Origin of the sequence: Phycicoccus sp. 3266, assembly GCF_031456495.1 — a bacterium.
GTDB lineage: Bacteria > Actinomycetota > Actinomycetes > Actinomycetales > Dermatophilaceae > Pedococcus.
In genome coordinates this window covers 405,423-430,486 of record NZ_JAVDUW010000002.1, presented here as the reverse complement: position 1 = coordinate 430,486, position 25,064 = coordinate 405,423, and the positions used below count along the sequence as shown (strand labels likewise).

General features: G+C 72.7%; 25 protein-coding genes. 12 read left to right on the top strand and 13 right to left on the bottom strand.

Annotated features, from left to right (window positions below; translation table 11 throughout):
* The first annotated feature begins 62 nt into the window (after positions 1-62).
* From J2X64_RS11875 to J2X64_RS11865, 3 genes are all read left to right on the top strand, one after another.
* Positions 63-854: an alpha/beta hydrolase gene (locus J2X64_RS11875; RefSeq protein WP_310154451.1), complete on the top strand. Its 792-nt coding sequence runs from the start codon at positions 63-65 to the stop codon at positions 852-854.
* Positions 851-1,639, top strand: a complete 789-nt coding sequence (locus J2X64_RS11870; RefSeq protein ID WP_310154449.1) for an SDR family oxidoreductase — start codon at positions 851-853, stop codon at positions 1,637-1,639. The genes J2X64_RS11875 and J2X64_RS11870 overlap by 4 nt, the downstream gene beginning before the upstream one ends.
* 141 nt (positions 1,640-1,780) lie before the next feature.
* Positions 1,781-2,698, top strand: coding sequence for an alpha/beta hydrolase (locus tag J2X64_RS11865; RefSeq protein ID WP_310154446.1), 918 nt, complete (start codon positions 1,781-1,783; stop codon positions 2,696-2,698).
* Between the two features lie 67 nt (positions 2,699-2,765).
* On the opposite strand, the gene ychF is transcribed toward J2X64_RS11865, so the two are convergent.
* The 5 genes from ychF to J2X64_RS11840 form a co-directional block, all read right to left on the bottom strand.
* The gene (gene ychF / locus J2X64_RS11860) at positions 2,766-3,851 is read right to left on the bottom strand and encodes a redox-regulated ATPase YchF (RefSeq protein WP_310154444.1); all 1,086 of its coding nucleotides are present in this window, start codon (positions 3,849-3,851) and stop codon (positions 2,766-2,768) included.
* A gap of 86 nt (positions 3,852-3,937) precedes the next feature.
* On the bottom strand, positions 3,938-4,801 hold the full coding sequence (locus tag J2X64_RS11855; protein ID WP_310154441.1) for a thioesterase family protein: 864 nt from the start codon (positions 4,799-4,801) through the stop codon (positions 3,938-3,940).
* Positions 4,802-4,873: 72 nt separating this feature from the next.
* The gene (locus J2X64_RS11850) at positions 4,874-7,321 is read right to left on the bottom strand and encodes a hypothetical protein (RefSeq protein ID WP_310154439.1); all 2,448 of its coding nucleotides are present in this window, start codon (positions 7,319-7,321) and stop codon (positions 4,874-4,876) included.
* A gap of 20 nt (positions 7,322-7,341) precedes the next feature.
* Positions 7,342-8,052, bottom strand: coding sequence for a peptidoglycan-binding protein (locus J2X64_RS11845; protein ID WP_310154436.1), 711 nt, complete (start codon positions 8,050-8,052; stop codon positions 7,342-7,344).
* Between the two features lie 117 nt (positions 8,053-8,169).
* A complete protein-coding gene (locus J2X64_RS11840; protein ID WP_310154435.1) occupies positions 8,170-9,087 on the bottom strand; it encodes an NUDIX hydrolase in 918 nt (305 codons plus the stop codon).
* A gap of 53 nt (positions 9,088-9,140) precedes the next feature.
* Here J2X64_RS11840 and J2X64_RS11835 point away from each other — a divergent pair, with 53 nt between their 5' ends.
* A complete protein-coding gene (locus J2X64_RS11835; RefSeq protein ID WP_310154433.1) occupies positions 9,141-10,337 on the top strand; it encodes a DNA recombination protein RmuC in 1,197 nt (398 codons plus the stop codon).
* Here the strand turns inward: J2X64_RS11835 and J2X64_RS11830 are convergent.
* From J2X64_RS11830 to J2X64_RS11820, 3 genes are all read right to left on the bottom strand, one after another.
* Complete coding sequence (locus J2X64_RS11830) at positions 10,274-11,560, bottom strand: cytochrome P450 (protein WP_310154429.1); 1,287 nt, start codon at positions 11,558-11,560, stop codon at positions 10,274-10,276. The two genes, J2X64_RS11835 and J2X64_RS11830, sit on opposite strands and share 64 nt — an antisense overlap.
* Positions 11,561-11,740: 180 nt before the next feature.
* Positions 11,741-12,754: a 4-hydroxy-3-methylbut-2-enyl diphosphate reductase gene (locus J2X64_RS11825; RefSeq protein ID WP_310154427.1), complete on the bottom strand. Its 1,014-nt coding sequence runs from the start codon at positions 12,752-12,754 to the stop codon at positions 11,741-11,743.
* 70 nt (positions 12,755-12,824) lie between these two features.
* Entirely contained in the window at positions 12,825-13,196 is a 372-nt protein-coding gene (locus J2X64_RS11820; protein ID WP_310154424.1) for a DoxX family protein, read from the bottom strand.
* A gap of 95 nt (positions 13,197-13,291) precedes the next feature.
* Here J2X64_RS11820 and J2X64_RS11815 point away from each other — a divergent pair, with 95 nt between their 5' ends.
* The 3 genes from J2X64_RS11815 to J2X64_RS11805 all read left to right on the top strand — a co-directional run bounded on the left by J2X64_RS11815 (position 13,292) and on the right by J2X64_RS11805 (position 15,548).
* Positions 13,292-13,960: a TetR/AcrR family transcriptional regulator gene (locus J2X64_RS11815; protein WP_310154421.1), complete on the top strand. Its 669-nt coding sequence runs from the start codon at positions 13,292-13,294 to the stop codon at positions 13,958-13,960.
* A 63-nt stretch (positions 13,961-14,023) separates the two neighbouring features.
* A complete protein-coding gene (gene xseA / locus J2X64_RS11810) occupies positions 14,024-15,274 on the top strand; it encodes an exodeoxyribonuclease VII large subunit (protein WP_310154418.1) in 1,251 nt (416 codons plus the stop codon).
* Positions 15,275-15,284: 10 nt separating this feature from the next.
* The gene (locus J2X64_RS11805) at positions 15,285-15,548 is read left to right on the top strand and encodes an exodeoxyribonuclease VII small subunit (protein ID WP_310154416.1); all 264 of its coding nucleotides are present in this window, start codon (positions 15,285-15,287) and stop codon (positions 15,546-15,548) included.
* Positions 15,549-15,565: 17 nt separating this feature from the next.
* Here J2X64_RS11805 and J2X64_RS11800 read toward each other — a convergent pair whose 3' ends face one another.
* Complete coding sequence (locus J2X64_RS11800) at positions 15,566-16,126, bottom strand: DUF4245 domain-containing protein (protein WP_310154413.1); 561 nt, start codon at positions 16,124-16,126, stop codon at positions 15,566-15,568.
* Positions 16,127-16,224: 98 nt separating this feature from the next.
* Between J2X64_RS11800 and glpX the strand changes: the two genes are divergently transcribed.
* The 4 genes from glpX (at position 16,225) to J2X64_RS11780 (ending at position 20,581) form a co-directional block, all read left to right on the top strand.
* Complete coding sequence (glpX, locus tag J2X64_RS11795) at positions 16,225-17,268, top strand: class II fructose-bisphosphatase (protein WP_310154410.1); 1,044 nt, start codon at positions 16,225-16,227, stop codon at positions 17,266-17,268.
* Positions 17,265-18,182, top strand: coding sequence for a carbohydrate kinase (locus J2X64_RS11790; protein WP_310154405.1), 918 nt, complete (start codon positions 17,265-17,267; stop codon positions 18,180-18,182). The genes glpX and J2X64_RS11790 overlap by 4 nt, the downstream gene beginning before the upstream one ends.
* Positions 18,183-18,231: 49 nt before the next feature.
* Positions 18,232-19,968 (top strand): fumarate hydratase, encoded by a 1,737-nt coding sequence (locus tag J2X64_RS11785; protein WP_310154403.1) that lies wholly within the window; start codon positions 18,232-18,234, stop codon positions 19,966-19,968.
* Between the two features lie 82 nt (positions 19,969-20,050).
* Positions 20,051-20,581, top strand: coding sequence for a carbonic anhydrase (locus tag J2X64_RS11780; protein WP_310154401.1), 531 nt, complete (start codon positions 20,051-20,053; stop codon positions 20,579-20,581).
* Between the two features lie 66 nt (positions 20,582-20,647).
* Here the strand turns inward: J2X64_RS11780 and J2X64_RS11775 are convergent, their stop codons facing one another.
* Positions 20,648-21,301, bottom strand: coding sequence for an organic hydroperoxide resistance protein (locus J2X64_RS11775; RefSeq protein ID WP_310154398.1), 654 nt, complete (start codon positions 21,299-21,301; stop codon positions 20,648-20,650).
* On the opposite strand from J2X64_RS11775, the gene lhgO reads away from it, so the two are divergent.
* The gene (gene lhgO, locus J2X64_RS11770; protein ID WP_310154396.1) at positions 21,276-22,469 is read left to right on the top strand and encodes an L-2-hydroxyglutarate oxidase; all 1,194 of its coding nucleotides are present in this window, start codon (positions 21,276-21,278) and stop codon (positions 22,467-22,469) included. The two genes, J2X64_RS11775 and lhgO, sit on opposite strands and share 26 nt — an antisense overlap.
* A 9-nt stretch (positions 22,470-22,478) precedes the next feature.
* Here the strand turns inward: lhgO and glmM are convergent, their stop codons facing one another.
* The 3 genes from glmM to rplM all read right to left on the bottom strand — a co-directional run bounded on the left by glmM (position 22,479) and on the right by rplM (position 24,945).
* Entirely contained in the window at positions 22,479-23,825 is a 1,347-nt protein-coding gene (gene glmM / locus J2X64_RS11765) for a phosphoglucosamine mutase (RefSeq protein ID WP_310154394.1), read from the bottom strand.
* 164 nt (positions 23,826-23,989) lie between these two features.
* The gene (gene rpsI, locus J2X64_RS11760) at positions 23,990-24,493 is read right to left on the bottom strand and encodes a 30S ribosomal protein S9 (RefSeq protein WP_310154392.1); all 504 of its coding nucleotides are present in this window, start codon (positions 24,491-24,493) and stop codon (positions 23,990-23,992) included.
* A gap of 8 nt (positions 24,494-24,501) precedes the next feature.
* On the bottom strand, positions 24,502-24,945 hold the full coding sequence (rplM, locus tag J2X64_RS11755; RefSeq protein WP_310154389.1) for a 50S ribosomal protein L13: 444 nt from the start codon (positions 24,943-24,945) through the stop codon (positions 24,502-24,504).
* Between the last annotated feature and the right edge of the window lie 119 nt (positions 24,946-25,064).

The window sequence follows — 25,064 nt, the reverse complement described above, 5'->3', positions numbered from 1 at the left end:
GTCCTAGCGTCGACGAGCCGCGGGGCGTCCAGCACCCGGCAGGTCGATCAGGAGGAACGACTGTGACAACACCTGTGCTCTTCATCCATGGACTCTGGCTGCACGCCTCGTCGTGGGACGCGTGGACCACGCGCTTCCGCGACGAGGGCTACGACGCCCAGGCACCGGGCTGGCCCGGCGACGGCCCGACGGTGGAGGAGTCGCGCCGCGACCCCGACGCCATCGGCGACCACGGGATCGACGACGTCGTCGCCCACTTCGAGGCCCTCATCGACACGCTCCCCGAGAAGCCGGTCCTCATCGGTCACTCCTTCGGCGGGATGATCGCCCAGAAGCTGCTGGGCCAGGACTGTGCCAAGGCGGCCATCGCCATCGACGCGGCCCAGATCAAGGGCGTGCTGCCGGTGCCGCTGTCGGCGCTGTGGGCCACGCTGCCCGTCTTCAGGAACCCGGCGAACAAGCACCGTGCCGTGTCTCTGAGCGCCCAGCAGTTCCGCTTCGCGTTCGGGAACGCCGTCTCACCGGAGGAGTCCGACGAGCTCTTCGCGCGCTGGACGATCCCTGCTCCGGGCCGGCCCCTGTTCGAGGCGGCGGCCGCGAACTTCAACCCCCACTCGCCCGCCAAGGTCGCCACGGGAAACCAGTCACGCGGACCCCTCCTGCTCATCGCCAGCGGGAAGGACCACACCGTGCCGGAGTCGGTCACGCGGTCCACGTTCAAGCAGTACCGGCACTCCGAGGCCGTCACCGAGCTCACGACCTTCCCGGACCGCGGCCACTCGCTGACCATCGACTCGGGGTGGCCGGACGTGGCAGAGACGTGCCTGAAGTGGCTGCGGGAGCAGGGGCTGTGAACCTCGATCTCGACGGGAAGGTCGCGGTGGTCACCGGTGCCAGCCAGGGCATCGGCCTGCAGGTCACCCGTGCCCTGTGTGCAGAGGGGGTGCGGGTGGCAGCCGGCGCACTGAAGGGGTCCGCCGAGCTCACCGACCTGGCGGGCTCCCACGACGTGGCCGTCGTGCTGGGCGACCTCACCACGAGCACCGGCTGCCAGGCCCTCATGGACGAGGCGGTGGCGAGGTTCGGGCGCCTGGACGTCCTGGTGAACAACGTCGGAGGTGTCCGTCCGCGCACCGACGGCTTCCTCGCCGTCACCGACGACGACTGGCACTGGGCCCTCGAGCTCAACCTGCTCTCCGCCGTCCGCGCGACCCGGGCCGCGTTGCCCCACCTCGTCCGGGCGGCGCCCTCCGCGATCGTCACCGTCTGCTCGGTCAACGCGACGCTGCCCGACCCGGGCGTCATCGACTACAGCGCCGCCAAGGCCGCATTGCGGAGCTTCTGCAAGTCTTTGTCCAAGGAGCTCGGCCCCTCGGGTGTCCGGGTCAACACCGTCAGTCCCGGCCCGGTGGAGACCCCCCTGTGGCTCGGTCCCGGAGGAGTCGCCCAGACCGTCGGCGCAGCCAGCGGTCTGGATCCCGACGACGTCAGGAAGGCGGCGGTGGCCGACACCGCGACGCGCCGCTTCACCCGCCCGGACGAGGTCGCGCGAACGGTTCTCATGCTGGCCTCCCCGGCTCTCGGCAACCTCACCGGCAGCGACGTCCTGATCGACGGCGGCATGGTGGCCACCACCTGAGCCTGCTCCTCGCTGTCGACTCGATTCGCCTCCTCGACTCGCCGCGACGACTCGCCGCCGCGCGTCGCCCACTGCCGGCACCTCGTGCCCGGCTTCGTCTCCGTGCCCTGTCCCGCACCCTGATCCGAAGGAAGAACGTCCATGTCGATCGATACCAGACACCTGCGCCGAGCCCGTTGGAGCGGGCTGGCCGCCGCTGCGCTCGTCGCCCTGCTGCCCGTCACCGCATCCCTCGTCACCAGCGGCCAGACGAGCCGCGCCGAAGCTGCCACCCGCCACGCCGCCACGGGCGGCCTGTCGGCGGTTCAGCCCGCTCGGGCACCCCAGGACGGGTCGAAGCCGACCATCGTCCTCATCCACGGCGCCTTCGCCGACGCCTCCGGCTGGACGCAGGAGGTGGTCAGCCTGCAGCGCCAGGGGTACGACGTCATCGCCCCGGCGAACCCGCTGCGTGGACTCACCTCGGACTCGGACTACGTGCGGTCCGTCCTGGCCACCACCCCGGGCCCCGTCGTCCTGGTCGGGCACTCGTACGGAGGGGCGGTCATCACCAACGCCGCGCGAGGCGCCGAGAACGTCAAGGCGCTGGTCTACGTCGCCGCCTTCGTACCGGACGCCGGACAGGCCATCGTCACGTCGTACGACCCCGCCGCCTACCCCGGGTCCCTGCTGGGGCCCGACACCACGCTCATACCCCCGGCCGCCAACCCGGCCGCCCCCGGTGGCCAGGACCTCGACGTCTACATCAAGCCGGCCTCGTTCCGCACGGTGTTCGCCGGCGACCGCAGCCCGGCGGCCGCTGCTGCCATGGCAGCGACCCAGCGCCCCCTGAGCTACTTCGCCCAGACCGAGCCCTCCGGGCAACCCGCGTGGAAGAACCTGCCGAGCTGGGACCTCGTCACCATGCAGGATCGGGCCATCTCACCCGGAGGTCAGCTGTTCATGGCCCGCCGCGCCGGTGCGACCGTGTCCACAGTGGACTCGGCCCACGACGTGATCGTCTCCCACCCGCAGGACGTGGTGGACGTCATCCTCCAGGCCGCCAGGGCCGTCGGCTGAGCGCGGTCGCCCCCGGGCCACGCTGGCCGTCGTCGGCGGACTCACCGGCGACGGCCAGCAGGACGCCTCAGACGTTGAAGCGGAACTCGACCACGTCGCCGTCGGCCATGACGTAGTCCTTGCCCTCCATGCGCACCTTGCCGGCGGCCTTGGCGGCATTCATCGAACCGGCCTCGACCAGGTCGTCGTACGACACGATCTCGGCCTTGATGAAGCCGCGCTGGAAGTCGGTGTGGATGACACCAGCGGCCTGCGGGGCGGTCCAGCCCTGCTTGATCGTCCAGGCCCGCGACTCCTTGGGCCCGGCGGTCAGGTACGTCTGGAGGCCGAGGGTGTGGAACCCGGTGCGGGCCAGCTGGTCCAGCCCGGACTCGGTCGCGCCGAACGACTCGAGCAGCTCCATCGCCTCGTCGGGCTCCATGTCCATGAGGTCCATCTCGAGCTTCGCGTTGAGGAAGACCGCGTCCGCGGGGGCGACGAGCTCGCGCAGCGATGCGTGCAGGTCGGCGTCGCCGAGCTGCTCCTCGTCGAGGTTGAACACGTAGATGAACGGCTTCGTCGTGAGCAGCCCCAGCTGCCTGGCCTCGGCGAGGTCGACCCCGGCAGCCGCGCCCGCGGCATACAGGGTGTGACCCTCCTCGAGCACCTTCTGGGCGGCCACGGCGTTGTCGAGGAGGGGCTTGCGATCCTTTGTGATCCGCGCCTCCTTCTCCAGTCGCGGCACCGCCTTCTCGAGGGTCTGCAGGTCGGCGAGGATGAGCTCGGTGTGGATGGTCTCGATGTCGGAGGCGGGCGAGACCTTGCCGTCGACGTGGACGACGTCGCCGTCCTCGAACGCGCGCACGACCTGGCAGATGGCGTCGGCCTCACGGATGTTGGCGAGGAACTTGTTGCCCAGCCCCTCCCCCTCGGACGCACCGCGCACGATGCCGGCGATGTCGACGAAGGACACGGTCGCCGGGAGGATCTTCTCCGACCCGAAGATCTCGGCAAGCTTGGCAAGGCGAGCGTCCGGCAGCGGGACGACCCCGACGTTCGGCTCGATCGTCGCGAACGGGTAGTTCGCCGCGAGCACGTTGTTCTTGGTCAGGGCGTTGAACATCGTGGACTTGCCGACGTTGGGCAGACCGACGATTCCGATAGTGAGGGCCACGGGGTCAGGAGTCTACCGGCGCCTCCCGAGCGTCCCGACCACGGCGAGGAGCGGGTATGCCGGTCGAGCGGCGGGGTCGCGCCGGGTCAGGCTGGCTTCGGCGGCGTGGCGCGGGCAAGCTGGCGAGAGAGGGCGACGAGCCGCCCGGCGCTGTCCCAGACCTCGGCGTCCTCCTCGAGGTACCCGCCCGACATGGTGCGGCTGGTGAGGTTGACCCGCAGCCAGCCCGGGGCGGGACGCGCCCGCACGTGGGCGGTGAGCTCCAGGGTCGGCGTCCAGCCGGGCAGCCCCAGCTCGAAGGCCACCGGCGGCAGCGCGTCGACCGCGAGCAGGAGCAGCAGCGCGTCGGGCTCGCGGCCGTCGGCCATGCGCAGCCAGCCGCGGATGACACCCGTGCCCGACGGGCGGCCGACCGCCCAGCCGGTCGTGGCGGGGTCGAGCCGCAGGTCGAGCCGCTCGAGCAGGGACGCGTGCTTGAGGAAGTCCGGCGGGGCCTGGGCCGCGCTCACGCACTCTTCGGGCGGCGGCAGCACCGGTGGGGTGGCCGTCGTGCTGGCGTCGCCGTCGAGCCCGGCGAGGTCGCCGTACGTCGCGAGCACCCGCACCCGCTCGACCTCTCCGCCGTCGGGCCCGGCCTGCAGGAGCGAGGCCTGCGCGGTGGAGACGGCCCGACCGCGGCGTACCACGTCGGTGCGAACGGTGGCGGGTCCGGGCACGCCGGGGGTCAGGTAGTACGCGCTGATCGCGAGCGGGTCGGGGTGGGCCGCTCGCTCGTCGGTGGCCACCAGCTCCTCGCCCAGCGCGCGCCCGACCAGCGCCAGCAGCAGGCCGCCGTTGACGCCGCCCCCGATGCGCCAGCCCTCACCGAGCTCGGCGTCCCAGGCACCTGGCTCACCGGGCCGTGCCACCACCGCGGTCCCTGCGTCGAACTCGCTGGTCAGGCCGTCCATCCCCGTCCTCCGGTCGCCGTGCGTGCACGCCGGGCCCGGCGCCGACAGGAGCGTATGCCGTCCGGCCGCGCCTCAGGGGGTGGTCGTGGCGCTCGCCACGTCACCCGCGGCGCTCGCCTCGGGTGAGGACGTCACGCTCGCGGTCGCGTCGGTGGAGGCCGACGGGCTGGACGTGGTGCTCGCGGAGCTGGAGCCGGACGGCGCGGGCGCCGTGCCGGTGTCGGTGCCGGTCGGCGTGGAGCTCGTCGACGTGCCCGAGCCGCCGGTGCCGGTGCTCGGGGTCGCCCCGGTGGGACCGGTCGTCGAGGAGACCGTGGGGGGCCCTGTGGTCGCGGTGCCCGTCGGGGTGCTGCCCGCGGACGGCTCGACCCACGCGGGGTCCTTGCGCAGGATCGCGAGGATCTGCTCCTCGTAGGCGTCCACCCGGCTCTGCAGCTGGTCCAGCGGCACGTCGCGGATCGACTGCCCGAACTGCGCGATCTGGGCCCACAACGCCTGCAGCTGCGCGGTGCTCTGCGCACTGAGCGGTCCCGACAGCGTCACGACGAGCTGGGTGGCCAGGGCCTGCGTGACGCAGCGGACGCAGCTGTAGTTGACCGCCGCGGCGATGTTCTGGGGCACGGCGACATGGGCGTCGCCCACGATGACGACGACCTGGAACGCCACGGCGACCGCCTGGCAGTCGGTGCAGGAGGCGAGGGCGTACGCCTCGTTGGTGTTGGTGACGGTGTCGCCGTCGGCCCACACCAGCGCGAACGCGACGTCGTAGAGCGAGGTGCCGTCCGTCGTGTTGACCGCGAGGGCCTGGGTGTCGCCCTCCCCGGGGGGCGCGGGCCGGTCGAACGGGAACACCCACGTCGGCAGCGCCGAACCGTCCGGGGCGGTCTGCCCGGGACGCGGCACCATGACCACGGCGAGCTGCGGGGCGTCCGCCGAGGGCAGGCGCATCCCCTTGGGCAGGATCGCCCGGCCGGACCCCAGTCGTCCCTCTGCGATCGGGGTGGGCGCACCGGAGCGCGCCAGGGTCGCGTTCACAGCGTCCCCCAGCGTCCCCCGCTCGTATGCCTGGATGGGCCGGTAGGTGCCCGGCTGGGGCCACCACGCCCACCCCAGCCCGGCGACCACGGCGACGGCCGCCAGGCCAGCCAGCCCGCGGCGTACGGGGTGCCCCTCGGTGCTGCGCCACGTGCCGACGGCCACGCGGCGCACCAGCCGCGACACGATGAGCACGACACCCAGCACGGGCAGTGCGATCGCCACGATCGACAGGACGCGCACCAGCACGGCGAGGACGTCCCCGTCGCCGAGCTGCACCTGCAGGCGGGCCCACTGGCGGGCGACGGACGCCCAGGCCGTGCCCGCGACCCGGGGGAAGCTCAGGACCATCATCACGGTCGAGAACGCCAGCATCGGCACGACCACCAGCACCCACGTCGTCACGACGGCGCGGGCCCACGGCTTGAGGACCCTGGCCTCGGGGTCGTTCCAGTGCTGCGGCAGCAGCGAGAGCAGCGTGGGCTTGATGCGGTGGTACAGGTCCGGCACACCCGTCACGTCGGCGAGGACGTGGTAGCCGTCGAAGCGCACCAGCGGCGCGAGCTGCCGCACCATCTGCAGCACCTGCGTGGCGATGATGAGCAGGATGGCGTCCCAGCCCGTGCCGAACCAGACGCCGAACATGACGACTGCCACGATGGCGTTGAAGTAGAGACCGCCGAGGTCGGTGCGCACGCGCCCGGCCCGGCCGAGGCGGTAGCTGTCGGTGACGTCGGTGTAGAACGCCGGCCACACGAGGTACAGGCCCGTCCCCATCGCGCCGGGCGTCGCACCGCCGTAGCGTGCGGCCGCGGCGTGGCCGAACTCGTGGAAGCCCGCGGACACCACGGTGAGCGCGAAGACAGCCAGGAGCAGCGCGGGCTGGTCGAAGGCCTGGTGCGTCGCGGACGCCAGGCCCTTGTGCATGAGCACCCAGGTGCACACGGCGAGGAATGCGGCGACGAGCAGCACCACGACGACCGGGGCGAACAGCAGCGCGAACGGCGCGGTGACCCTCCGGGTGACCTCCGGGTCGGTGACGACGTAGCGGAAACGCAGTGCCAGCAACGGGTTCGAGCGCTTCAGCTGCGGGTCGGACCCGTCGGCCTTCCGCAGCAACCCGAGAGTGCGCAGCTTGGCGTCGCACAGGGTCTCGACGTCCTCGGCCCGGACCTGCCGGCCGACGGCGGCGCCCACGGCCTCGGCCACCTGGTCGAAGGCGCGCTCCCCGTCCACCGCCTCCAGCACGGCATACAGCAGCGGCGTGAGCTGGATGGTCTGTCCGTCGCCGCGGCGCACGAGGGCCGGCGCGGTGCGGTAGCCGGAACCGGGGACGGTCCCGAGCAGCTGCACCCCGTCGGCGCGGACGGGTACGTCGGAGCCGTCCGGGGCCGGGGCCGTCGGCCCGGGCGCTGCCCCCACGGCAGCGGGTGCGGGGGCAGCGTCGGACCCGGCGGGGGCGCTGGGCCCCTCGAAGGGAGTCACGGGAGCGGCTTCGTGAAGTGCTACTGGGAGATGCTCGAGGACTGGTCCGTCGTGGCGTTGGCGTCGGCGTCGACGTGCTGGGTGATGGCGACGTCCTGCTGAGCCAGGGATGCGGCGTGCGAGTCGACCGACCCGATGTTGCCGGCGACGGAGGCGTCGATGGGCGCCGCCACGTTGGCGTTGGCCGCGACCGCACCGGTGATCGGAGCCGCGAGCTTGAGGTCGGTGGCGAGGTTGACGTCGACGTTGAGCAGCGGACCGTCCAGCGGTCCGGCGGCGCCCGTCGAGGTCGGTACGGTGCCGTCCGTCGGGACGGTGCCATCCGTCGGGACGGTGGTCGTGCCGTCGGTGGCGGTGCCGTCGGTCGGGACGGTCGTGTCCGTGCCGTCTGCCGGGGCCGGGGCCGTGTCGGTCTGGTCGATGGTGGAACCCTGCTCGCCGTGGGCCACCGCCTCCCCGGTGATGCCCTGGTCGATGTGCGCACCTTGCGAGGCGAGGGCCGTGGCGTCGGAGCCGACGGACAGGACGTTCGCGCCGACGGCGGCCTCGATCGGTGCGGCGACGTTGGCGTTGGCCGCGACGGCCAGGTCGATCGGCGCGGCTGCGTCGAGGCCCAGGTCGAGGTCGGCGTTGAGGTCGAGGAGGCTGATGACCTCCTTGTCGGGCAGCGCGGTGCCGCCCTCGGCAGCGAGCTCCTCCGCGGTCAGCGACGGCAGGGTCGAGTCAGTCATGGTGCACTCCGTTGGTGACGGTTTCCCCCGGCAAGATGACTCCGTGAGGCTAGACCCGTCGCGGCGACCTCGCACGCCGAACGACGTCCTGACCTGCGGCTTTGCCGCCTGGGCGCCTCAGAGCGCCGGGAGACCGTCCTCGAGGTATGCCGTGGGGCCGGTGTGCGTCGCGAGGAAGGCGAGCAGGCGCTGGTTGTAGGCCGCGACCCTCCCCTCCCACTCCTCTTCGTCGGCGAAGTGCAGGGCGCGGATCTCCCTGCGCTGCAACGTCGCACGGCCCGCGATGCCGTCGGCGTCGTCGAGCGCCAGCTCGAAGACGAACACCGTGGCATCGGTCCACCCGCGCCACGGCGGCAGCCAGTTGACCGCGAGCAGGCTGCGCACCTCGACGTCGAGGCCGAGCTCCTCGCGGACCTCACGGACGACACAGTGCGCCGGCGACTCCGACGGGTCGACGACGCCGCCCGGCAGGTCCCACTCGTCCTTGTAGGTGAGCTCGCAGAGCAGCACCCTGCCGTCGCGGTCCCGCAGCACGCCCTGCGCGATCGCGCGCTTGGTGGGCAGCGTCGCGTTGAGGATGCCGATGAAACCCTCGCGTGAGTCCGGCGGCGGGTCCGTGGCGACCCGCGCCAGGACGACCACGTCCCCCCGGGACCCGGCACCGACGCGCGCCGCCCGCGCGATGCCCTCACGCCGCATACCCGAGCGGATGGCGGCGCGCAGCGAGTCGCGGTCGACGTCGGGGACGCGGGCCTCGACCCGGGCCACGCCGAGGTCGTCCACCGCCCAGTCCAGCGCCAGGCGCAGCGCCCGCTCGGCGATGCCGACGGCGCGGTACTCGGGGACCACCACCCACAGGACGTCGGCGTCCTCCTCGTCCACCAGCAACTCGACGCGACCGACCTGCGCCTCCTCCCAGACGAGCTCGAACGCGTAGGTGCCGACCTCCGACTCGGCGGGGAGCAGCGCGAGGTCGCCGTCGACGAGGGGCGCCGGTGCACCGGGGCGTTGCGGACCGGAGGGGGGTGTCGGCATGTCCCGACGCTATCGGTGGGTCCGTGTCGGTGGCAGGTGGCATGGTCGCCGGCATGGAACTCGTGCTCACCCTCGTGGTCGGTCTGGTGCTGGGCGGCGCGCTCGGGGCATGGCTCGCCCGGTCGGCCGCGGCCGCCCGCGTGGCGTCCGCGCGCACCGAGGCCGACCTGCTCCGCGAGCGGGTCGTCGACCTCGAGGCGACCGTCGCGGACGACGCCCAGACCGCCGCCGCCCTGGCCCCCCTGCGCGACGCCCTGGGCCGGGTGGAGCAGCAGGTCGGGGTGCTGGAGCGCGACCGCACCCGCCAGTTCGCCGCCCTCGAGCAGACGATCGCCCAGGTGCAGGCGTCGACCACGTCCCTCGACCGGCAGACGCAGAGCCTGGCCGGTTCGCTCAACGCCTCCACCGTGCGGGGTGCGTGGGGTGAGGTGCAGCTGCGCCGGGTGCTCGAGCACGCGGGGCTGCTCGCCCGGTGCGACTTCGAGGAGCAGGTGAGCCGGGTCAGCCGGCACGCGCGCCAGGTGCGGCCGGACGTCGTCGTCCGGCTGCCCGGCGAGAAGTTCCTCGTCGTCGACTCCAAGGCGCCGATGGTGGCGTTCCTCAGGGCCCAGGCCGACGACCTCGACGCGCAGGAGCGCACCCGGCTGCTGCGCGAGCACGCCACCCACCTCGGCTCGCACGTGCGCGGGCTCGCCGAGAAGGACTACTGGTCGGCGTTCGACACCTCGCCCGAGATGGTGGTCTGCTTCGTCCCGAGCGAGGCCATGCTCTCCGCGGCCCTGGCGGCCGACCCGAGCCTGCACGAGACGGCGATGGCCCGACGGGTCGTGCTCGTCGGACCCGGGTCCCTGCTGGCCCTGCTCCGTACGGTGGCCTTCACCTGGCAGCAGGACGCGCTGACCACCGGGGCCCGCGAGCTGATGGCGGTGGGCCGGGAGCTGTACGACCGGCTGGGCACGCTGGGCAGCCACGTCTCCCGGATGGGCGGGTCGCTGCAGCGTTCCGTGGAGGCGTACAACCAGATGGTCGGCGCGCTGGAGTCGCGGGTCCTGGTGTCAGCCCGCCGGATGCACGCACTGGGCGTGGTCGAGGACGAGCTGCCGGTCGCCTCTCCGGTCGAGGCCGGGCCGCGGGTCCTCACGGCGATGGAGCTCATCGAGGCCGCGACGGCCGAGGACGACCGGCCTCAGCTGACCCTGGACGTGCCCGGCGAACGGCCGAGCTGGACCGGCAGGGAGTCGACCGCGTAGACGATCGACTGGTCGCGGAAGCGCAGGTCCGAGGGCTCGACGGCGAGCGCCATCTCCGGGAACCGCCGCACGAGGCGGGGGAAGGCCGTGCGCAGCTCGAGGCGCGCCAGCTCGGCCCCCACACAGCGGTGGAAGCCGTGCCCGAACGCCACGTGCGGCGACGGCGGGCGGTGCGGGTCGAAGGTGTCGAGGTCGGGTCCGACGCGGGAGTCGCGGTCGGCCCGGCTGAGGGCAGCGATGACGACGTCGCCCTTGGCGATCCGCTGGCCGAAGAGGTCGACGTCGGTCTTCGCGAACCGGGGGAACGCGATCTGCACGACCGTGAGGTAGCGCAGCATCTCCTCCACGACCCGGTCGATCGCGCCGTCGTCGTCGCGGACGAGGTCGAAGTGCTGGCGGTCGCGCAGCAGCACGAGGGAGCCGAGGGCCAGCATGCTGGCAGTGGTCTCGTACCCGCCGGTGAAGACGCCGTCGGCGAGGCCGGCGATCTCCTCGTCCGAGACGTCGTCGCCGAGGGCGGCGATGACCCGGCCGAGCAGGCCGTCGCCCGGCTCCCGGCGCTGGCGTCGCGTGGCCTCCAGCAGGAACTCCTGGCTCTCGGAGATGGCACCGAAGGCACCCGACCCACCGGAGGTGACGTCGAACCGCGCGTGGCTCAGCGCGCGGAAGCGCTCGCGGTCCTCGGCGGGAAGCCCGAGCAGCTCGCAGATGACCAGGAACGGGACGGGGAAGGCGAACCGCTCGACGAGGTCGACGACCGGGCCGTCGGCGGCCATCGCGTCGAGCTGGTCGTCGACGATCGCCGCCACGCGCGGCGCCAGCCGCTCGATGCGGCGCATGGTGAACTCCGGCGTGAGCAGCGAGCGCAGCCGCGTGTGCTCGGGCGGGTCGGTGAACCCCAGGCCTGCGACCCGGGAGCCGGCCAGCCCGACGTAGGGCCGGATGTCGTTGCTGAAGCTCGCCTGGTCGGCGAGGACGGCCTTGGCCTCGGCGTGGCCGGAGACGAGCCAGATGTTCATGCCGAACATGTGCGCGAGGCGGTGGACCGGCTCCGGCGCGGTGCGCCCGAGCCGGGGAACGGGGTCGAGACCGGTGCGGCGCAAGGGGCGCAGCAGGCGGCGCGGGACGGCTTCGAGCGTGCTCAGGTCCACCGGTCCCCCACCGGTCGCCCGCGCGACGAGGCGCCTCGTCATCCTCGTGCGGGCGTCCGCCAACCCCATCATGGTCCGACGGTACCGGCGTGGAGGTCCCCGGCCGTGGCACTTGGCGCCGAGTCGCCGCCCCTGTCCTCGGACCGGGCCCCGGGGTGCCGGTCCCGGGGTGCCGGTCCCGGGGTGCCGGTCCCGGGGTGCCGGTCCCGGGGTGCCGGTCGGGTCAGGAGCCCGGCGGACCGGCAGGAGGGCTCAGTGGAGCGAGCCGGCCTCCTCGAACGCGCCGTCGTGGCGCATCTTGTCGCTCATGCCGTTGGCCTTGAGGTCACGGCGGATCTCGTTGGGCAGCGCGAAGAGAAGGCTCTCCTCGGCCGCAACGACGGGCTGCACGTCGGCGTAGCCCCGCTCGGCCAGGTAGGTCAGCACGTCGCGGACGAGGACCTCGGGCACCGAGGCGCCCGACGTGACGCCCACCGTGGTGACCCCGTCGAGCCACGCCTCGTCGATCTCCTCGGCGTAGTCCACCAGGTGCCCTGCCCGGGACCCGTGCTCGAGCGCCACCTCGACCAGGCGCACCGAGTTCGAGGAGTTGCGCGAGCCGACGACGATCATCAGGTCGCAGTCGGGCGCCATCTGCTTCACGGCCAGCTGGCGGTTCTGCGTGGCGTAGCAGATGTCGTCGCTGGGCGGGTCCTGCAACGCCGGGAACCGCTCGCGGAGCCTGCGGACGGTCTCCATGGTCTCGTCCACGGACAGCGTGGTCTGCGACAGCCAGACCACCTTCTCCGGGTCGCGGACGGTCACGTTGGCGACGTCGTCCGGGCCGTCCACGAGCGTGATGTGCTCGGGAGCCTCACCCGACGTCCCGACGACCTCCTCGTGCCCCTCGTGGCCGATGAGCAGGATGTCGAAGTCCGCGTCGGCGAACCGGACGGCCTCGCGGTGCACCTTGGTGACCAGCGGGCAGGTCGCGTCGATCGTGCGCAGGCTGAGCGCCTTGGCCTCCTCGTGGACGACCGGCGCCACGCCGTGCGCGGAGAAGATGACCGTGGCGCCCTCGGGCACCTCGTCGGTCTCCTCCACGAACACCGCTCCCCGCTTCTCCAGCGTCGAGACCACGTGCTTGTTGTGCACGATCTGCTTGCGGACGTAGACGGGCGGCCCGTACAGCTCGAGCGCCTTCTCGACCGTGACGACGGCCCGGTCGACGCCCGCGCAGTATCCCCGCGGGGCGGCCAGCAGCACTCGCTTGGTCGGTTCGCTCATGCCTCCATCGTAGGTTGAGCGCCCCGACCTCGGAGAACTGCCCGTGACCGGGCCGCCCTCGACGGGCAGGTCAGAGCGCGTGCGGCCCGAACCGCTGCCAGGCCACGAAGGCCGCGAGCAGGCCCAGCACCACGTTGACCGGCAGCACCTGCGGCTCGCGCCGTCGCAGGTGCGTCGCGACGGCGCCGAGCATGACCACGACCAGCCCCACGGCCGCCGTCGGCGTGAGCCAGGTGGCCACCCCGGTCGCGGCCGGCAGGACCAGCCCCAGCGCGCCCAGCACCTCCGCGGCCCCGATGAGGCGGATGGTCCCCTGCGAGAAGTCGTCCACCCAGCCCATCCGCTCGCGCAGGTCCTCCTTGGGCCGCGCCAGCTTGCCGAGACCCACGAAGGCGAAGAGCAGGGCCAGGACCACCTGCACGATCCACACCACGACGTTCACAGCGATCTCCTCTCGGACAAGTGGAGACACCCCTCCACTCTTGTGGACGCGACAACACCGCATGTGGAGTTCCTATTCCACTTAGACTGGGACGCGTGTCGTCGTCCGGGCCGGGGTGTGGGGACCGTCGGCTGCGCGCGGACGCGGCGGGGAACCGCGCCAAGATCGTGGCGGCGGCCCAGCAGGTGTTCGGCGAGGAGGGGGTGGCAGCCCCGCTGACGCGGGTGGCCGAGCGCGCCGAGGTGGGTATCGCGACCCTCTACCGCCGGTTCCCCGACCGCGACAGCCTCATCGCGGCGGCCTTCGACGACGTGCTCGAGCGCTACCGGCGCAACGCGGAGCAGGCCCTCGCCGAACCCGACCCCTGGGCGGCCTTCGCCTCGCTCGTGCTGGGTGTCGGGGAGCTGGCGGCGGAGAACCTGGGCTTCGCCCACCTCGTGCAGGCGGCAGCCCCCGTCCGGCACCGCAGCGGCGACACCGTCCCGCCGAGCTTCGAGACCGTCCTCGCCGTGCTCGACCGTGCGAAGGACGCGCGGGTCCTGCGAGCCGACTTCAGCGTGGACGACCTGCCGGTGCTGTCCTTCGCCCTGGCCGGCATCATCGAGACGACCCGCGACGACGCCCCGGACGCCTGGCGGCGCCACGCGCTGCTCTTCCTCGACGGGTGCCGACCCCCCGGGGCGACACCACTGCCCCCGGCCGTCGACCCGGCCCGGCTCCAGCGGGCCATGATCCGGGCCCGCCGGCGGCGCCAGACCCGGTGACCCGCTGCCCCTCTCCCGCGTACCTGCCGAGCGGCGTCGCCGCCGCCTCCTAGAGTTGGCAGCGTGAGCAGCCCCGCCCAGCGCGCCCCGCTGCCGGACCGTGCCGCCGACACCTCCCCCGAGCAGCCGTGGCCGGTGCGCCTGCTCAGCATGAAGATCGCCGAGTACGTCGAGAAGATGTCGGTCCTGTGGGTCGAGGGGCAGGTCGTCCAGCTCACCCGCCGTCCCGGCGCGCGCACGGCATACCTCACCCTCCGCGACCCGGACGTCGACATGTCCCTCTCGGTGGCCATCCAGGTCAACGCGCTCGACGCCATGCCGACGCCGCTCAGCCAGGGCGCCCGGGTCGTGCTGCAGGCCAAGCCGGTGTTCTGGACCCAGCGCGGCTCGCTGATGCTCGACGCCCGACAGATCCGGCCGGTCGGCGTCGGCGAGCTGCTCGCCCGGGTCGAACACCTCAAGCAGCTGCTGGCGTCCGAGGGCGTCTTCGACCCCGACCGCAAGAAGCCGCTGCCCTTCCTCCCCCGGACCGTCGGGCTCGTGTGCGGGCGGGCGAGCGCCGCCGAGAAGGACGTCGTCGAGAACGCCCGGCGCCGCTGGCCCTCGGTCCGGTTCGCGATCCGCGAGGTCGCCGTCCAGGGCCCCACCGCCGTCCAGGAGGTCACGGCGGCCCTGGCCGAGCTGGACGCCGACCCGGAGGTCGACGTCGTCGTCATCGCCCGCGGCGGCGGGTCGGTCGAGGACCTCCTGCCGTTCAGCAACGAGGCGCTGGTCCGCGCCGTCGCCGCCGCCCGCACCCCGGTCGTCTCCGCGATCGGCCACGACGTCGACACCCCGCTGCTCGACCACGTCGCCGACTGGCGGGCCTCGACCCCCACCGACGCCGGCAAGCGGGTGGTCCCCGACGCGCACGCCGAGCGCGAGGGCGTCAGGCAGGCGGCCGAGCGCGCCCGTGGCGCCCTGCGCCGGCGCGTCGAGGCCGAGCGCCGGCACCTCGTCGCGGTCCGCTCGCGGCCGGTGATGGCGGACCCGTCCGCCATGCTCGAGGTGCGCCGCCGCGAGCTCGACGCGCTGCGCGACCGCGCGCGCCGCCGGGTCCTCGCGGCCGTGCACCGGGCGAGCGACCAGGTCGGTCACCTCCGGGCCCAGGTGCGGGCACTCTCGCCGCAGTCCACCCTCGAGCGGGGGTATGCCGTGGTGCAGCACAGTGACGGCCGTGTGGTGCTCGACCAGGCCGAGCTCGAGGTCGACGAGCTGCTGCGCGTGCGGGTGGCGCGAGGGGACTTCGGCGTCCGCGTCGCCGGGCTGTCCTAGGGTTGCCGCCATGGCCAGGAGCGAGAAGGCAGCAGCACCGGCGGACGACACCTCGACGCAGGCAGAGTTCCCCGACGTCGCCGGGCTGTCCTACGAGGACGCCCGCGACGAGCTGATCTCGATCGTCGCCCAGCTCGAGGGCGGGCAGAGCGGGCTCGAGGAGAGCATGCGGCTCTGGCGCCGGGGCGAGGCCCTGGCCGCGCACTGCAGCACCTGGCTCGACGGTGCGGAGTCCGCGCTCGCCGAGGCCGACGAGGAGCGCGCCGGCGACTGACCTGCCGCCGCGGCGCGTCAGCCCTGGCCGGAGACCGGCTGGAGGGCCTCGGCGAAGGTCGACAGCTCGTCGAACGTGCCCGTGCCGGTCACGATGGTCGTGAGCTGCCCGGGGGACTCAGCCTTGTGCACCAGGCTGTTCTGCACCTTGCCGCTGCGCACGTAGGTGCCCCAGGTGAGGCCGCCGGCCTGGGTCTGCCCCGTCTCCCGGGCACGGTTCGTCTGCGCCGCCAGCCAGCCGGCCGTGGCGTCCTTGGTCTGCTCGATGGCGACGTAGTTGCCGGTGGGCGACTGGTACCCGGCGTGCCAGGTCATCAGGCCGTCGGTCGAGCGGACGTAGCGGACGCTCGTCGCCTTCCAGCCGTCGGGCAGCCCCAGTGGCGCCTCGATCGGCCACTTCGTGTCCGCAGCAACCTGCGTCGCCACCGAGGACACGTCGACCGGGGGCTGGCTGACCTGGTTGACCCGCGGCACGACCGCGATGAGCACCGCGACGATCGCGCCCACGACGAGCATCGACCGGATCATGTTCGCCACGGACCCGTTGGCGTAGGAACTGCGGGGGGCGGGGGTGCTCACGGCACCATCGTCCCTGACGGGGACCGCCCGGCGCCAACCGCCCCCGCGCACCGATAGGCTCGGTGGCACTTCCCCGACGCCGCGTGAAGGATCGATGCATGTCCGAGCAGCACCTGCCCTCGTCCCTTCGTGTGGGTGGGGAGGCGCCGGACCGGAACCTCGCCCTCGAGCTGGTCCGGGTCACCGAGGCCGCCGCCATGGCCGCCGGCCGGTGGGTGGGGCGGGGTGACAAGAACGGCGCCGACGGCGCGGCCGTGGAGGCCATGCGCACCCTGATCTCGACCGTGTCGATGAAGGGCGTCGTCGTCATCGGCGAGGGCGAGAAGGACGACGCGCCCATGCTGTTCAACGGCGAGGAGGTCGGCGACGGGAACGGCCCCGAGTGCGACGTCGCGGTCGACCCCATCGACGGCACCACGCTCACCGCGAAGGGCCAGTCGAACGCAGTCTCCGTGCTCGCGGTCGCCGAGCGGGGCGCGATGTACGACCCCAGCGCGGTCTTCTACATGGACAAGCTCGTCACGGGTCCCGAGGCGGCGGACGTCGTCGACATCCGGCTGCCCGTCGCCGAGAACGTCAAGCGCATCGCCCGCGCCAAGAAGGAGGGCGTCGAGGACGTCACGGTCGTCATGCTCGACCGGCCCCGCCACGAGAAGCTCGCGCAGGAGGTGCGCGAGGCCGGCGCCCGCCTGCGGTTCATCTCCGACGGCGACGTCGCGGGCGCGATCATGGCCGCCCGCGACGACACCGGCATCGACCTCCTGCTCGGCATCGGCGGCACGCCGGAGGGCATCATCACCGCCTGCGCCATCAAGTGCCTCGGCGGCGTCATCCAGGGCCGGCTGTGGCCCACGGACGACGAGGAGCGCCAGCGGGCGGTCGACGCGGGGCACGACCTCGACCGCGTGCTGTCCACCGACGACCTGGTCAGCGGCGAGAACTGCTTCTTCGTCGCCACCGGCATCACCGACGGAGAGCTGCTCCGGGGCGTCCGCTACCGCGCGGGTGGGATGACCACCCACTCGCTGGTCATGCGGTCGAAGTCCGGCACGATCCGCATCATCGAGAGCCACCACCAGCTCGCGAAGCTGCGCGCCTACTCCGCCATCGACTTCGAGGGTGCCGCGGCAGGTCGGGCATGAACCCGCGCCTGCTGGTCGTCGGGGAGGCCCTCGTCGACATCGTGGTCGACGGCAGCGGGGAGCCGGTCGAGCACGTCGGCGGCAGCCCCGCCAACGTCGCCGTCGGCCTCGCCCGGCTCGACCACCCCGTCGACTTCGCCTGCTGGCTCGGCCACGACGAGCGGGGCGAACGCATCGCTGCCCACCTGCGCCGCCACGGCGTGACGGTCCTGCCCGAGAGCTACGGCGAGGACCGCACGTCCACGGCGGTGGCGACGCTCGACGCGACGGGCGCGGCGACCTACGAGTTCGACCTGCACTGGAACCTCCCGTCCGTCCCCCTCCCCCGGGGCACCGGCCACCTGCACACCGGCTCGATCGGCACCGTCCTCGAGCCGGGCGCGGCCACGGTCACCGAGCTGATGCGCGCGGTCCGTGAGGTCGGCACCACTTCCTACGACCCGAACATCCGGCCCAGCATCATGGGCGGCCTCGACGCGGTCCGGGTGCGGGTCGAGGAGCTCGTCGCCCTCAGCGACGTCGTCAAGGCGAGCGAGGACGACCTCGAGCTGCTCTACCCCGGGCGCACCCCCGAGGAGGTGATGGCGCACTGGGTCTCCCTCGGTGCCCTGCTCGCCCTGGTGACGCTGGGGCCCGACGGCGTGGCCTACCGGGTCGCGTCGGGCGAGGACGTGGAGCGCGTGCCGGCGGTGGCCGAGCGCGTCGTCGACACCGTGGGCGCCGGCGACTCCTTCATGGCCGGCCTGGTGTCCGGGCTGGTGGTCGCCGGGCTGCTCGGGGACCCCGGTGCCCGCGAGCGGCTGCGGCGCGCGACACTGGAGGACGTGCGGCCCGCCGTGGAGCGCGGCGAGGCCACCAGCGGTGTGACGGTCGGACGGGCCGGGGCGTACGCGCCCAGCCTCGACGAGCTGTGACCCGCGCGGCCACGGCCGCACGCGACGACGAAGGAGCACCGAGCAGACCATGGCCCAGACCGACACCGACGCAGCACCCGTGACCGCCGGGACCGAGCCGAAGGACCCGACGCCCGGCCTCGAGTACGTCGACCTGCTGCCGATCGGCGAGGACCGCACCGAGTACCGCCTGCTCACCACCGAGGGCGTCAGCACGGTCGAGGGCCCCGGCGGCCGCACGTTCCTGCAGGTCGAGCCCGAGGCGCTGCGCCTGCTGACCGAGACCGCGATGCACGACATCGCGCACTACCTGCGCCCCGCCCACCTGGCCCAGCTGCGCCGGATCGTCGACGACCCCGACGCGAGCAACAACGACAAGTTCGTCGCTCTCGACCTGCTCAAGAACGCCAACATCGCCGCCGGCGGCGTGCTGCCGATGTGCCAGGACACCGGCACCGCGATCGTCATGGGCAAGCGCGGCCAGCACGTCCTCACCGAGGGCACCGACGAGCGCGCCATCAGCCAGGGCGTCCTCGACGCCTACACGCGGCTCAACCTGCGCTACTCGCAGATGGCTCCGATCACGAGCTGGGAGGAGAAGAACACCGGCTCCAACCTCCCGGCCCAGATCGAGCTCTACGCCGACACCGCGGCCGGCCACGAGACGGCATACAAGTTCCTCTTCATGGCCAAGGGCGGCGGTTCGGCGAACAAGTCGTTCCTCTACCAGGAGACCAAGGCGATCCTGAACCCCGAGCGCATGCTCGCCTTCCTCGACGAGAAGCTGCGCTCGCTCGGCACCGCCGCCTGCCCGCCGTACCACCTGGCCATCGTCATCGGCGGCACCAGCGCCGAGTTCGCGCTCAAGACGGCCAAGTACGCCTCGGCCAAGTACCTCGACGACCTCCCCACCTCGGGGTCGATGGCGGCCCACGGGTTCCGCGACACCGAGCTCGAGGAGCAGGTGCTCGAGCTGACCCGCAACTTCGGCATCGGCGCCCAGTTCGGCGGCAAGTACTTCTGCCACGACGTCCGCGTCGTGCGCCTCCCCCGCCACGGCGCCTCGCTGCCCGTCGCGATCGCGGTCTCCTGCTCGGCCGACCGCCAGGCCCTCGGCAAGATCACCCCGGAGGGCGTCTTCATCGAGGTGCTGGAGAGGGACCCGGCCCGGTTCCTCCCCGAGACGACCGAGGAGCACCTCGAGGGCGAGGACGACGTCGTCCGCATCGACCTCAACCGGCCCATGGACGAGATCCTCGCCGAGCTGACCAAGTACCCCGTCAAGACGCGGCTGTCCCTCACCGGACCGCTCGTCGTGGCGCGCGACATCGCGCACGCGAAGATCAAGGAGCGCCTCGACGCGGGCGAGGGCATGCCGCAGTACCTCAAGGACCACGCCGTCTACTACGCGGGCCCGGCCAAGACGCCGGAGGGGTATGCCAGTGGCTCCTTCGGGCCCACGACCGCCGGCCGGATGGACTCCTACGTCGAGCAGTTCCAGGCCGCCGGCGGCTCGATGGTGATGCTGGCCAAGGGCAACCGCAGCAAGCAGGTCACCGACGCGTGCGCCGCCCACGGAGGGTTCTACCTCGGCTCGATCGGCGGCCCCGCCGCGCGCCTGGCCCAGGACTGCATCAAGAGCGTCGAGGTGCTCGAGTACCCCGAGCTCGGCATGGAGGCCGTCTGGAAGATCGAGGTCGAGGACTTCCCCGCCTTCGTCGTCGTCGATGACAAGGGCAACGACTTCTTCGCCACGACGACCAAGCCGATGGCCATGTCCATCCCGAAGCGCCCCGGCCTGCTCTGACGAGGGCGGGCGCAGGACGACCCCGACGACCGACCACGACCCTCACCACCACCCCACCTCGACGACCAAGGAGAGTGCTGCTGTGACCGACGCTGGAACCGGATCGCCTACCGTCGCACCGGGCTTCGACGACCTTCTCGAGGCGAACCGCACGTACGCCGAGACCGAGTTCGCCACGGGCGGCTTCGACGGCATCGCGCACGCGGGCGTCGCCATCGTGACGTGCATGGACTCGCGGATCGACCCGCTGCGGCTCGTCGGCCTCAAGCCGGGCGACGCCAAGATCTTCCGCAACCCCGGCGGCCGCGTCACAGCGGCGGCCCTCGAGGCGATCGTCCTCGGGGTGCACCTGCTGAACGTCAAGCGCGTCCTCGTCGTCCCGCACACCCGGTGCGCCATGGCCTCCAACAGCGAGGCCGAGCTCCGCGAGCGCGTGGGCGCCTCCGCCGGGCAGGACGCCTCGTGGCAGCAGTTCAACGTGGTGACCGACCAGCGGGCCGCCCTGCTCCAGGACGTGCGCGCCGTGCGGACCCACCCGCTCGTCCCCGACTCGGTCGCCGTTGGCGGCTTCCTCTACGACGTCGACAGCGGGCTGCTGCAGCAGCTGGCCTGAGGCCGACGACCACACCGCCCCGGCCGCGCGCAACAGCGCGCGCCCGGGGCGGTGGCGTTTCGTGGGTCAGCCGACGCTGACGGTGACGTCGATGTTGCCGCGGGTCGCCTTGGAGTACGGGCACCGCTCGTGCGCCGCCTCGACGACCTTCTGCGCCACCTCGGGGTCCAGCCCCGGCAGGTGCGCGGTGATCGCCACGGCCAGCCCGACGCCCGTCTCGGTGTTGCCCAGGCTGACCTGCGCGGTCACCGTGGACTCCGACAGGTCCAGGCCCTGCGCCTGGCCGATCGACAGGATCGCGTTGCCGAAGCACGCGGAGTAGCCCGCGGCGAACAGCGTCTCGGGGTTCGCCTTGGGGTTCGCCTTGGAGCCGGGCTTGCCGAGCTCGAGGTCGAGCACCCCGTCCTCGCTGCGCACGCGCCCACCGCGTCCGCCCTTGGCGGTCGCCGCGGTCGTGTAGAGGGTCGAGGTCAGGGCTTCGTACGGCATGGAGGTCCTCCGGCTCGGGTGCGTCGTCGAGCCCATCCCACCACGCGCCCGTCCGGCTGCCGGATCCGGGACCACCAATCGGATCCGGGACCACCAGCCCAGCCGTCCCACCCCGCGGACCCACCAGCCGGACGCCTTGCCGGCCACTGCCGGCTCCACCACCTGCCGGACCCGACGCACCGGCACCGCGGCATACGCTGGCGCCATGTCCGCACGCAGGGTCATCGTCATCGGTGGTGGGATCGTCGGGCTCGCGGTCGCCGAGCGGCTGTCGCGCGAACCCGGCACCGAGGTCACCGTCGTGGAGAAGGAGCCGACGTGGGCCGCCCACCAGACCGGGCGCAACAGTGGCGTCATCCACTCGGGGCTCTACTACGCACCGGGGTCGCAGAAGGCGCTCATGTGCCGGGCCGGCTCGCAGTCGATGATCGAGCTCGCCCGCGAGGAGGGCATCCCCCACGAGGTCTGCGGCAAGCTCGTGGTCGCGACGCAGGGGCGTGAGCTGGCCGGGCTGGCCCGCCTGCGTGACCGCGGCCGGGCGAACGGCCTGGTCGTCGAGGAGCTCACGCCCGAGCAGGCGCGGGAGATCGAGCCGCACGTGCAGTGCGTCGCCGCCCTGCGGATCCCCGCGACGGGGATCATCGACTACGGCGCCGTGTGCCAGGCCCTCGTCCGCCGGCTCGAGTCGCGGGGGGCCGCCCTGGTCCTCGGGGCCGAGGTGCTGTCCTCGGTCCAGCGTGGCTCCGTGACGGTCGTGCGCACCACCCGCGGCGACCTCGAGGCAGATGCCGTCGTGGCGTGCGCCGGGCTGCACTGCGACGTGGTCGCCCGCCGTCTGGGCCACCACCCGTCGGCCCAGGTCATCCCGTTCCGTGGCGAGTACTACGAGCTGGCCCCCGGAGCCACCCACCTCGTGCGCAACCTGATCTACCCGGTGCCCGACCCGTCGTTCCCGTTCCTCGGCGTGCACCTGACGCGCGGGGTGGACGGGCACGTCCATGCCGGGCCCAACGCCGTCCTCGCGTTCGCCCGCGAGGGCTACACCTGGGGGACGGTCGTCCCCGGCGAGCTGCGGCAGACGCTGGCCTACCCCGGGTTCTGGCGGCTGGCCCGGCGCTACTACCGGGAGGGCGCCCGCGAGATGCTGCGCTCGGCCTCACGGCACCAGTTCGGCGAGAGCCTGCGCCGGCTCGTGCCCGAGGTCCGCGACGAGGACCTCGTGCCCACGGCTGCCGGGGTGCGCGCGCAGGCGATGAAGCCCGACGGCACCCTGGTCGACGACTTCCTCATCGAGCGCTCGGGCAACGTCGTGCACGTCCTCAACGCCCCGTCGCCCGCGGCCACCAGCGCCCTGGAGATCGCGCGCCACATCGCCGGGCTCGTTCCCGCCGACGCCTGACCGGACGGGTCAGAGCGAGAGGCGCTCCCGGACCACCGCGACGAGGCGGTCGGCCACGGCTGCCGCCTGCTCCTCCTCGGTGGCCTCGACCATGACCCGGACGACCGGCTCGGTCCCGGACTTGCGCAGCAGCACGCGCCCGGTACCGGCCAGCGCCTCCTCCTCGGCCTTGACGGCCTGCTGGAGCTCTTCGTCGGACTCCACGCGGGACTTGTCGACGCCCTTGACGTTGACCAGCACCTGCGGCAGCCGACGCATGACGGTGGCGAGCTCGGCCAGGCTCTTGCCGGTCTCGGCGACCCGGGCTGCGAGCATGAGGCCGGTGAGGACGCCGTCGCCGGTCGTGCCGTGGTCGAGGAAGATGACGTGGCCGCTCTGCTCGCCACCGAGGGTGTACCCGCCCGCCCGCATGTCCTCGAGCACGTAGCGGTCCCCCACCCCGGTCTGGCGCACGGTGATGCCCTCACGCTCCATCGCCTGGAGCAGGCCCAGGTTGCTCATGACCGTGGCCACGAGGGTGTCCTTGGCGAGGGCGCCCCGGGACCGCAGGGCGATCGCGAGGATCGCCATGATCTGGTCACCGTCGACCTCGGTGCCGGTGGCGTCGACGGCCAGGCAGCGGTCGGCGTCGCCGTCGTGCGCGATGCCGAGGTCGGCCCCCTTGGCGACGACGGCCGCCTTGAGGTGGTCGAGGTCGGTCGAGCCGTAGCCGTCGTTGATGTTGAGGCCGTCGGGCTCGGTGCCGATCTCGACCACCTCGGCGCCGGCGAGCCGGAACACCTCGGGCGAGACGGCCGAGGCCGCGCCGTGGGCACCGTCGATGACGACCTTGAGGCCGTCGAGCCGGTGCGGCAGCGCCTCGAGCAGGTGCGCGACGTAGCGCGCCTGACCGGCGCGGTTCTGGTGCACGCGACCGACGGAGGCGCCGGTGGGACGCTCCCCGTCGCGGTCCACGCTCGCCGCGATCTCGTCCTCGACGGCGTCGGGCAGCTTGTGGCCGCCCGCGGCGAAGAACTTGATGCCGTTGTCGGGCATGGGGTTGTGCGAGGCCGAGAGCATCACGCCGAAGTGCGCGTCCATGTCGGCGGTGAGGAAGGCGACGGCCGGCGTCGGCAGCACCCCCACGTCGTGCACGTCGACCCCGGCGGAGGCGAGGCCGGCGACCACGGCCGAGCTCAGGAACTCGCCCGACGCGCGCGGGTCGCGGCCGACCACGGCCTTGGGGCGGCGGCCGTCCTCGCGCGCCTCGCGCCCCAGCACGTGCGCCGCGGCGACGCTCAGCCCCAGGGCCAGCTCGGCCGTGATGTCGACGTTGGCCAGCCCTCGGACCCCGTCGGTCCCGAACAGTCGTGCCATGGAGAGGAAACCTTTCGTCGAACGTGCGCTCGCGGCATACGCGGGCGCGACGGTCCCGCGGGCGGCGGGAGGCGCCTAGCGAAACTACCCCCAACGCGCCGGAGGCGGCACCCGGGTGGAACCGGGTGCCGCCTCCGGGCGGTGCTGCCTGGCAGGAGCCGGGATCAGCGCTTGCTGTACTGCGGGGCCTTGCGGGCCTTCTTGAGACCGGCCTTCTTGCGCTCCGGGACGCGGGCGTCGCGGGTCAGGAAGCCGGCCTTCTTCAGCGCCGGACGGTTGAGCTCCTCGTCGACGCCGTTGAGCGAGCGCGCCACGCCGAGGCGGACGGCACCGGCCTGGCCCGAGGGGCCACCGCCGTGCACGCGCACGAGCACGTCGTACGCACCGTCGAGCTCGAGCACCTTGAGCGGCTCGTTGACGATCTGCTGGTGGACCTTGTTCGGGAAGTAGTCCTCGAGCGAGCGGCCGTTGATCTTCCACTCACCGGTGCCGGGGACGATGCGCACACGGGCGATGGCCTGCTTGCGACGGCCGGTGGCACCGCCGGGGGCGGAAGCGGACGGACGACGGGTCGACTCGCCGGAGACGGGGCCCTCGGACTCGGAGGTGTACTCGGTCAGCTCGGGCTCGTCGCTCTCGAGGACCTGGTCGTTGATGTTCTCGGTCACGATGTTCCTTACTGGGAGACCTGGGAGATCTCGAACGGGACGGGCTTCTGGGCGGCGTGCGGGTGCTCGGCGCCGGCGTAGACCTTGAGCTTGGTCAGCTGCTGGCGGCCCAAGGTGGTCTTGGGGATCATGCCGCGGACGGCCTTCTCGATCGCCTTCTCGGGGCTCTTGGCGAGCAGCTCGGTGTACGAGGTGCTCTTCAGGCCGCCCGGGAAGCCGGAGTGGCGGTACGCCTTCTTCTGCTCGAGCTTGGCGCCGGTGAGGGCGACCTTGTCGGCGTTGATGATGATGACGAAGTCACCACCGTCGACGTGGGGGGCGAAGGTGGGCTTGTGCTTGCCGCGCAGGAGGATCGCGGTCTGGCTCGCCAGGCGACCCAGGACGACGTCCGTGGCATCGATGACGTGCCAGGTGCGAGTGACCTCGGCCGGCTTCGGGGTGAAGGTGCGCAAAGTTCTGTGCCTTTACAACGGTTCGGATGGTGCGTATGCCGTGGGCGCCCGGGGCGCTGGCTGGTCGCCCGCGAGGGCGCACGACACAACAGTTCTCAAGTTTAGGGGTGCGAGGCAGC

Coding starts and splice junctions, on each gene's coding strand:
- J2X64_RS11865 (WP_310154446.1), top strand. CDS start 1,781: ATGTCGATCGATACCAGACACCTGCGCCGAGCCCGTTGGAGCGGGCTG.
- J2X64_RS11855 (WP_310154441.1), bottom strand. CDS start 4,801: ATGGACGGCCTGACCAGCGAGTTCGACGCAGGGACCGCGGTGGTGGCA.
- J2X64_RS11845 (WP_310154436.1), bottom strand. CDS start 8,052: ATGACTGACTCGACCCTGCCGTCGCTGACCGCGGAGGAGCTCGCTGCC.
- J2X64_RS11840 (WP_310154435.1), bottom strand. CDS start 9,087: ATGCCGACACCCCCCTCCGGTCCGCAACGCCCCGGTGCACCGGCGCCC.
- J2X64_RS11835 (WP_310154433.1), top strand. CDS start 9,141: ATGGAACTCGTGCTCACCCTCGTGGTCGGTCTGGTGCTGGGCGGCGCG.
- J2X64_RS11830 (WP_310154429.1), bottom strand. CDS start 11,560: ATGATGGGGTTGGCGGACGCCCGCACGAGGATGACGAGGCGCCTCGTC.
- J2X64_RS11825 (WP_310154427.1), bottom strand. CDS start 12,754: ATGAGCGAACCGACCAAGCGAGTGCTGCTGGCCGCCCCGCGGGGATAC.
- J2X64_RS11805 (WP_310154416.1), top strand. CDS start 15,285: ATGGCCAGGAGCGAGAAGGCAGCAGCACCGGCGGACGACACCTCGACG.
- glpX (WP_310154410.1), top strand. CDS start 16,225: ATGTCCGAGCAGCACCTGCCCTCGTCCCTTCGTGTGGGTGGGGAGGCG.
- J2X64_RS11790 (WP_310154405.1), top strand. CDS start 17,265: ATGAACCCGCGCCTGCTGGTCGTCGGGGAGGCCCTCGTCGACATCGTG.
- J2X64_RS11785 (WP_310154403.1), top strand. CDS start 18,232: ATGGCCCAGACCGACACCGACGCAGCACCCGTGACCGCCGGGACCGAG.
- lhgO (WP_310154396.1), top strand. CDS start 21,276: ATGTCCGCACGCAGGGTCATCGTCATCGGTGGTGGGATCGTCGGGCTC.
- J2X64_RS11775 (WP_310154398.1), bottom strand. CDS start 21,301: ATGACGATGACCCTGCGTGCGGACATGGCGCCAGCGTATGCCGCGGTG.
- glmM (WP_310154394.1), bottom strand. CDS start 23,825: ATGGCACGACTGTTCGGGACCGACGGGGTCCGAGGGCTGGCCAACGTC.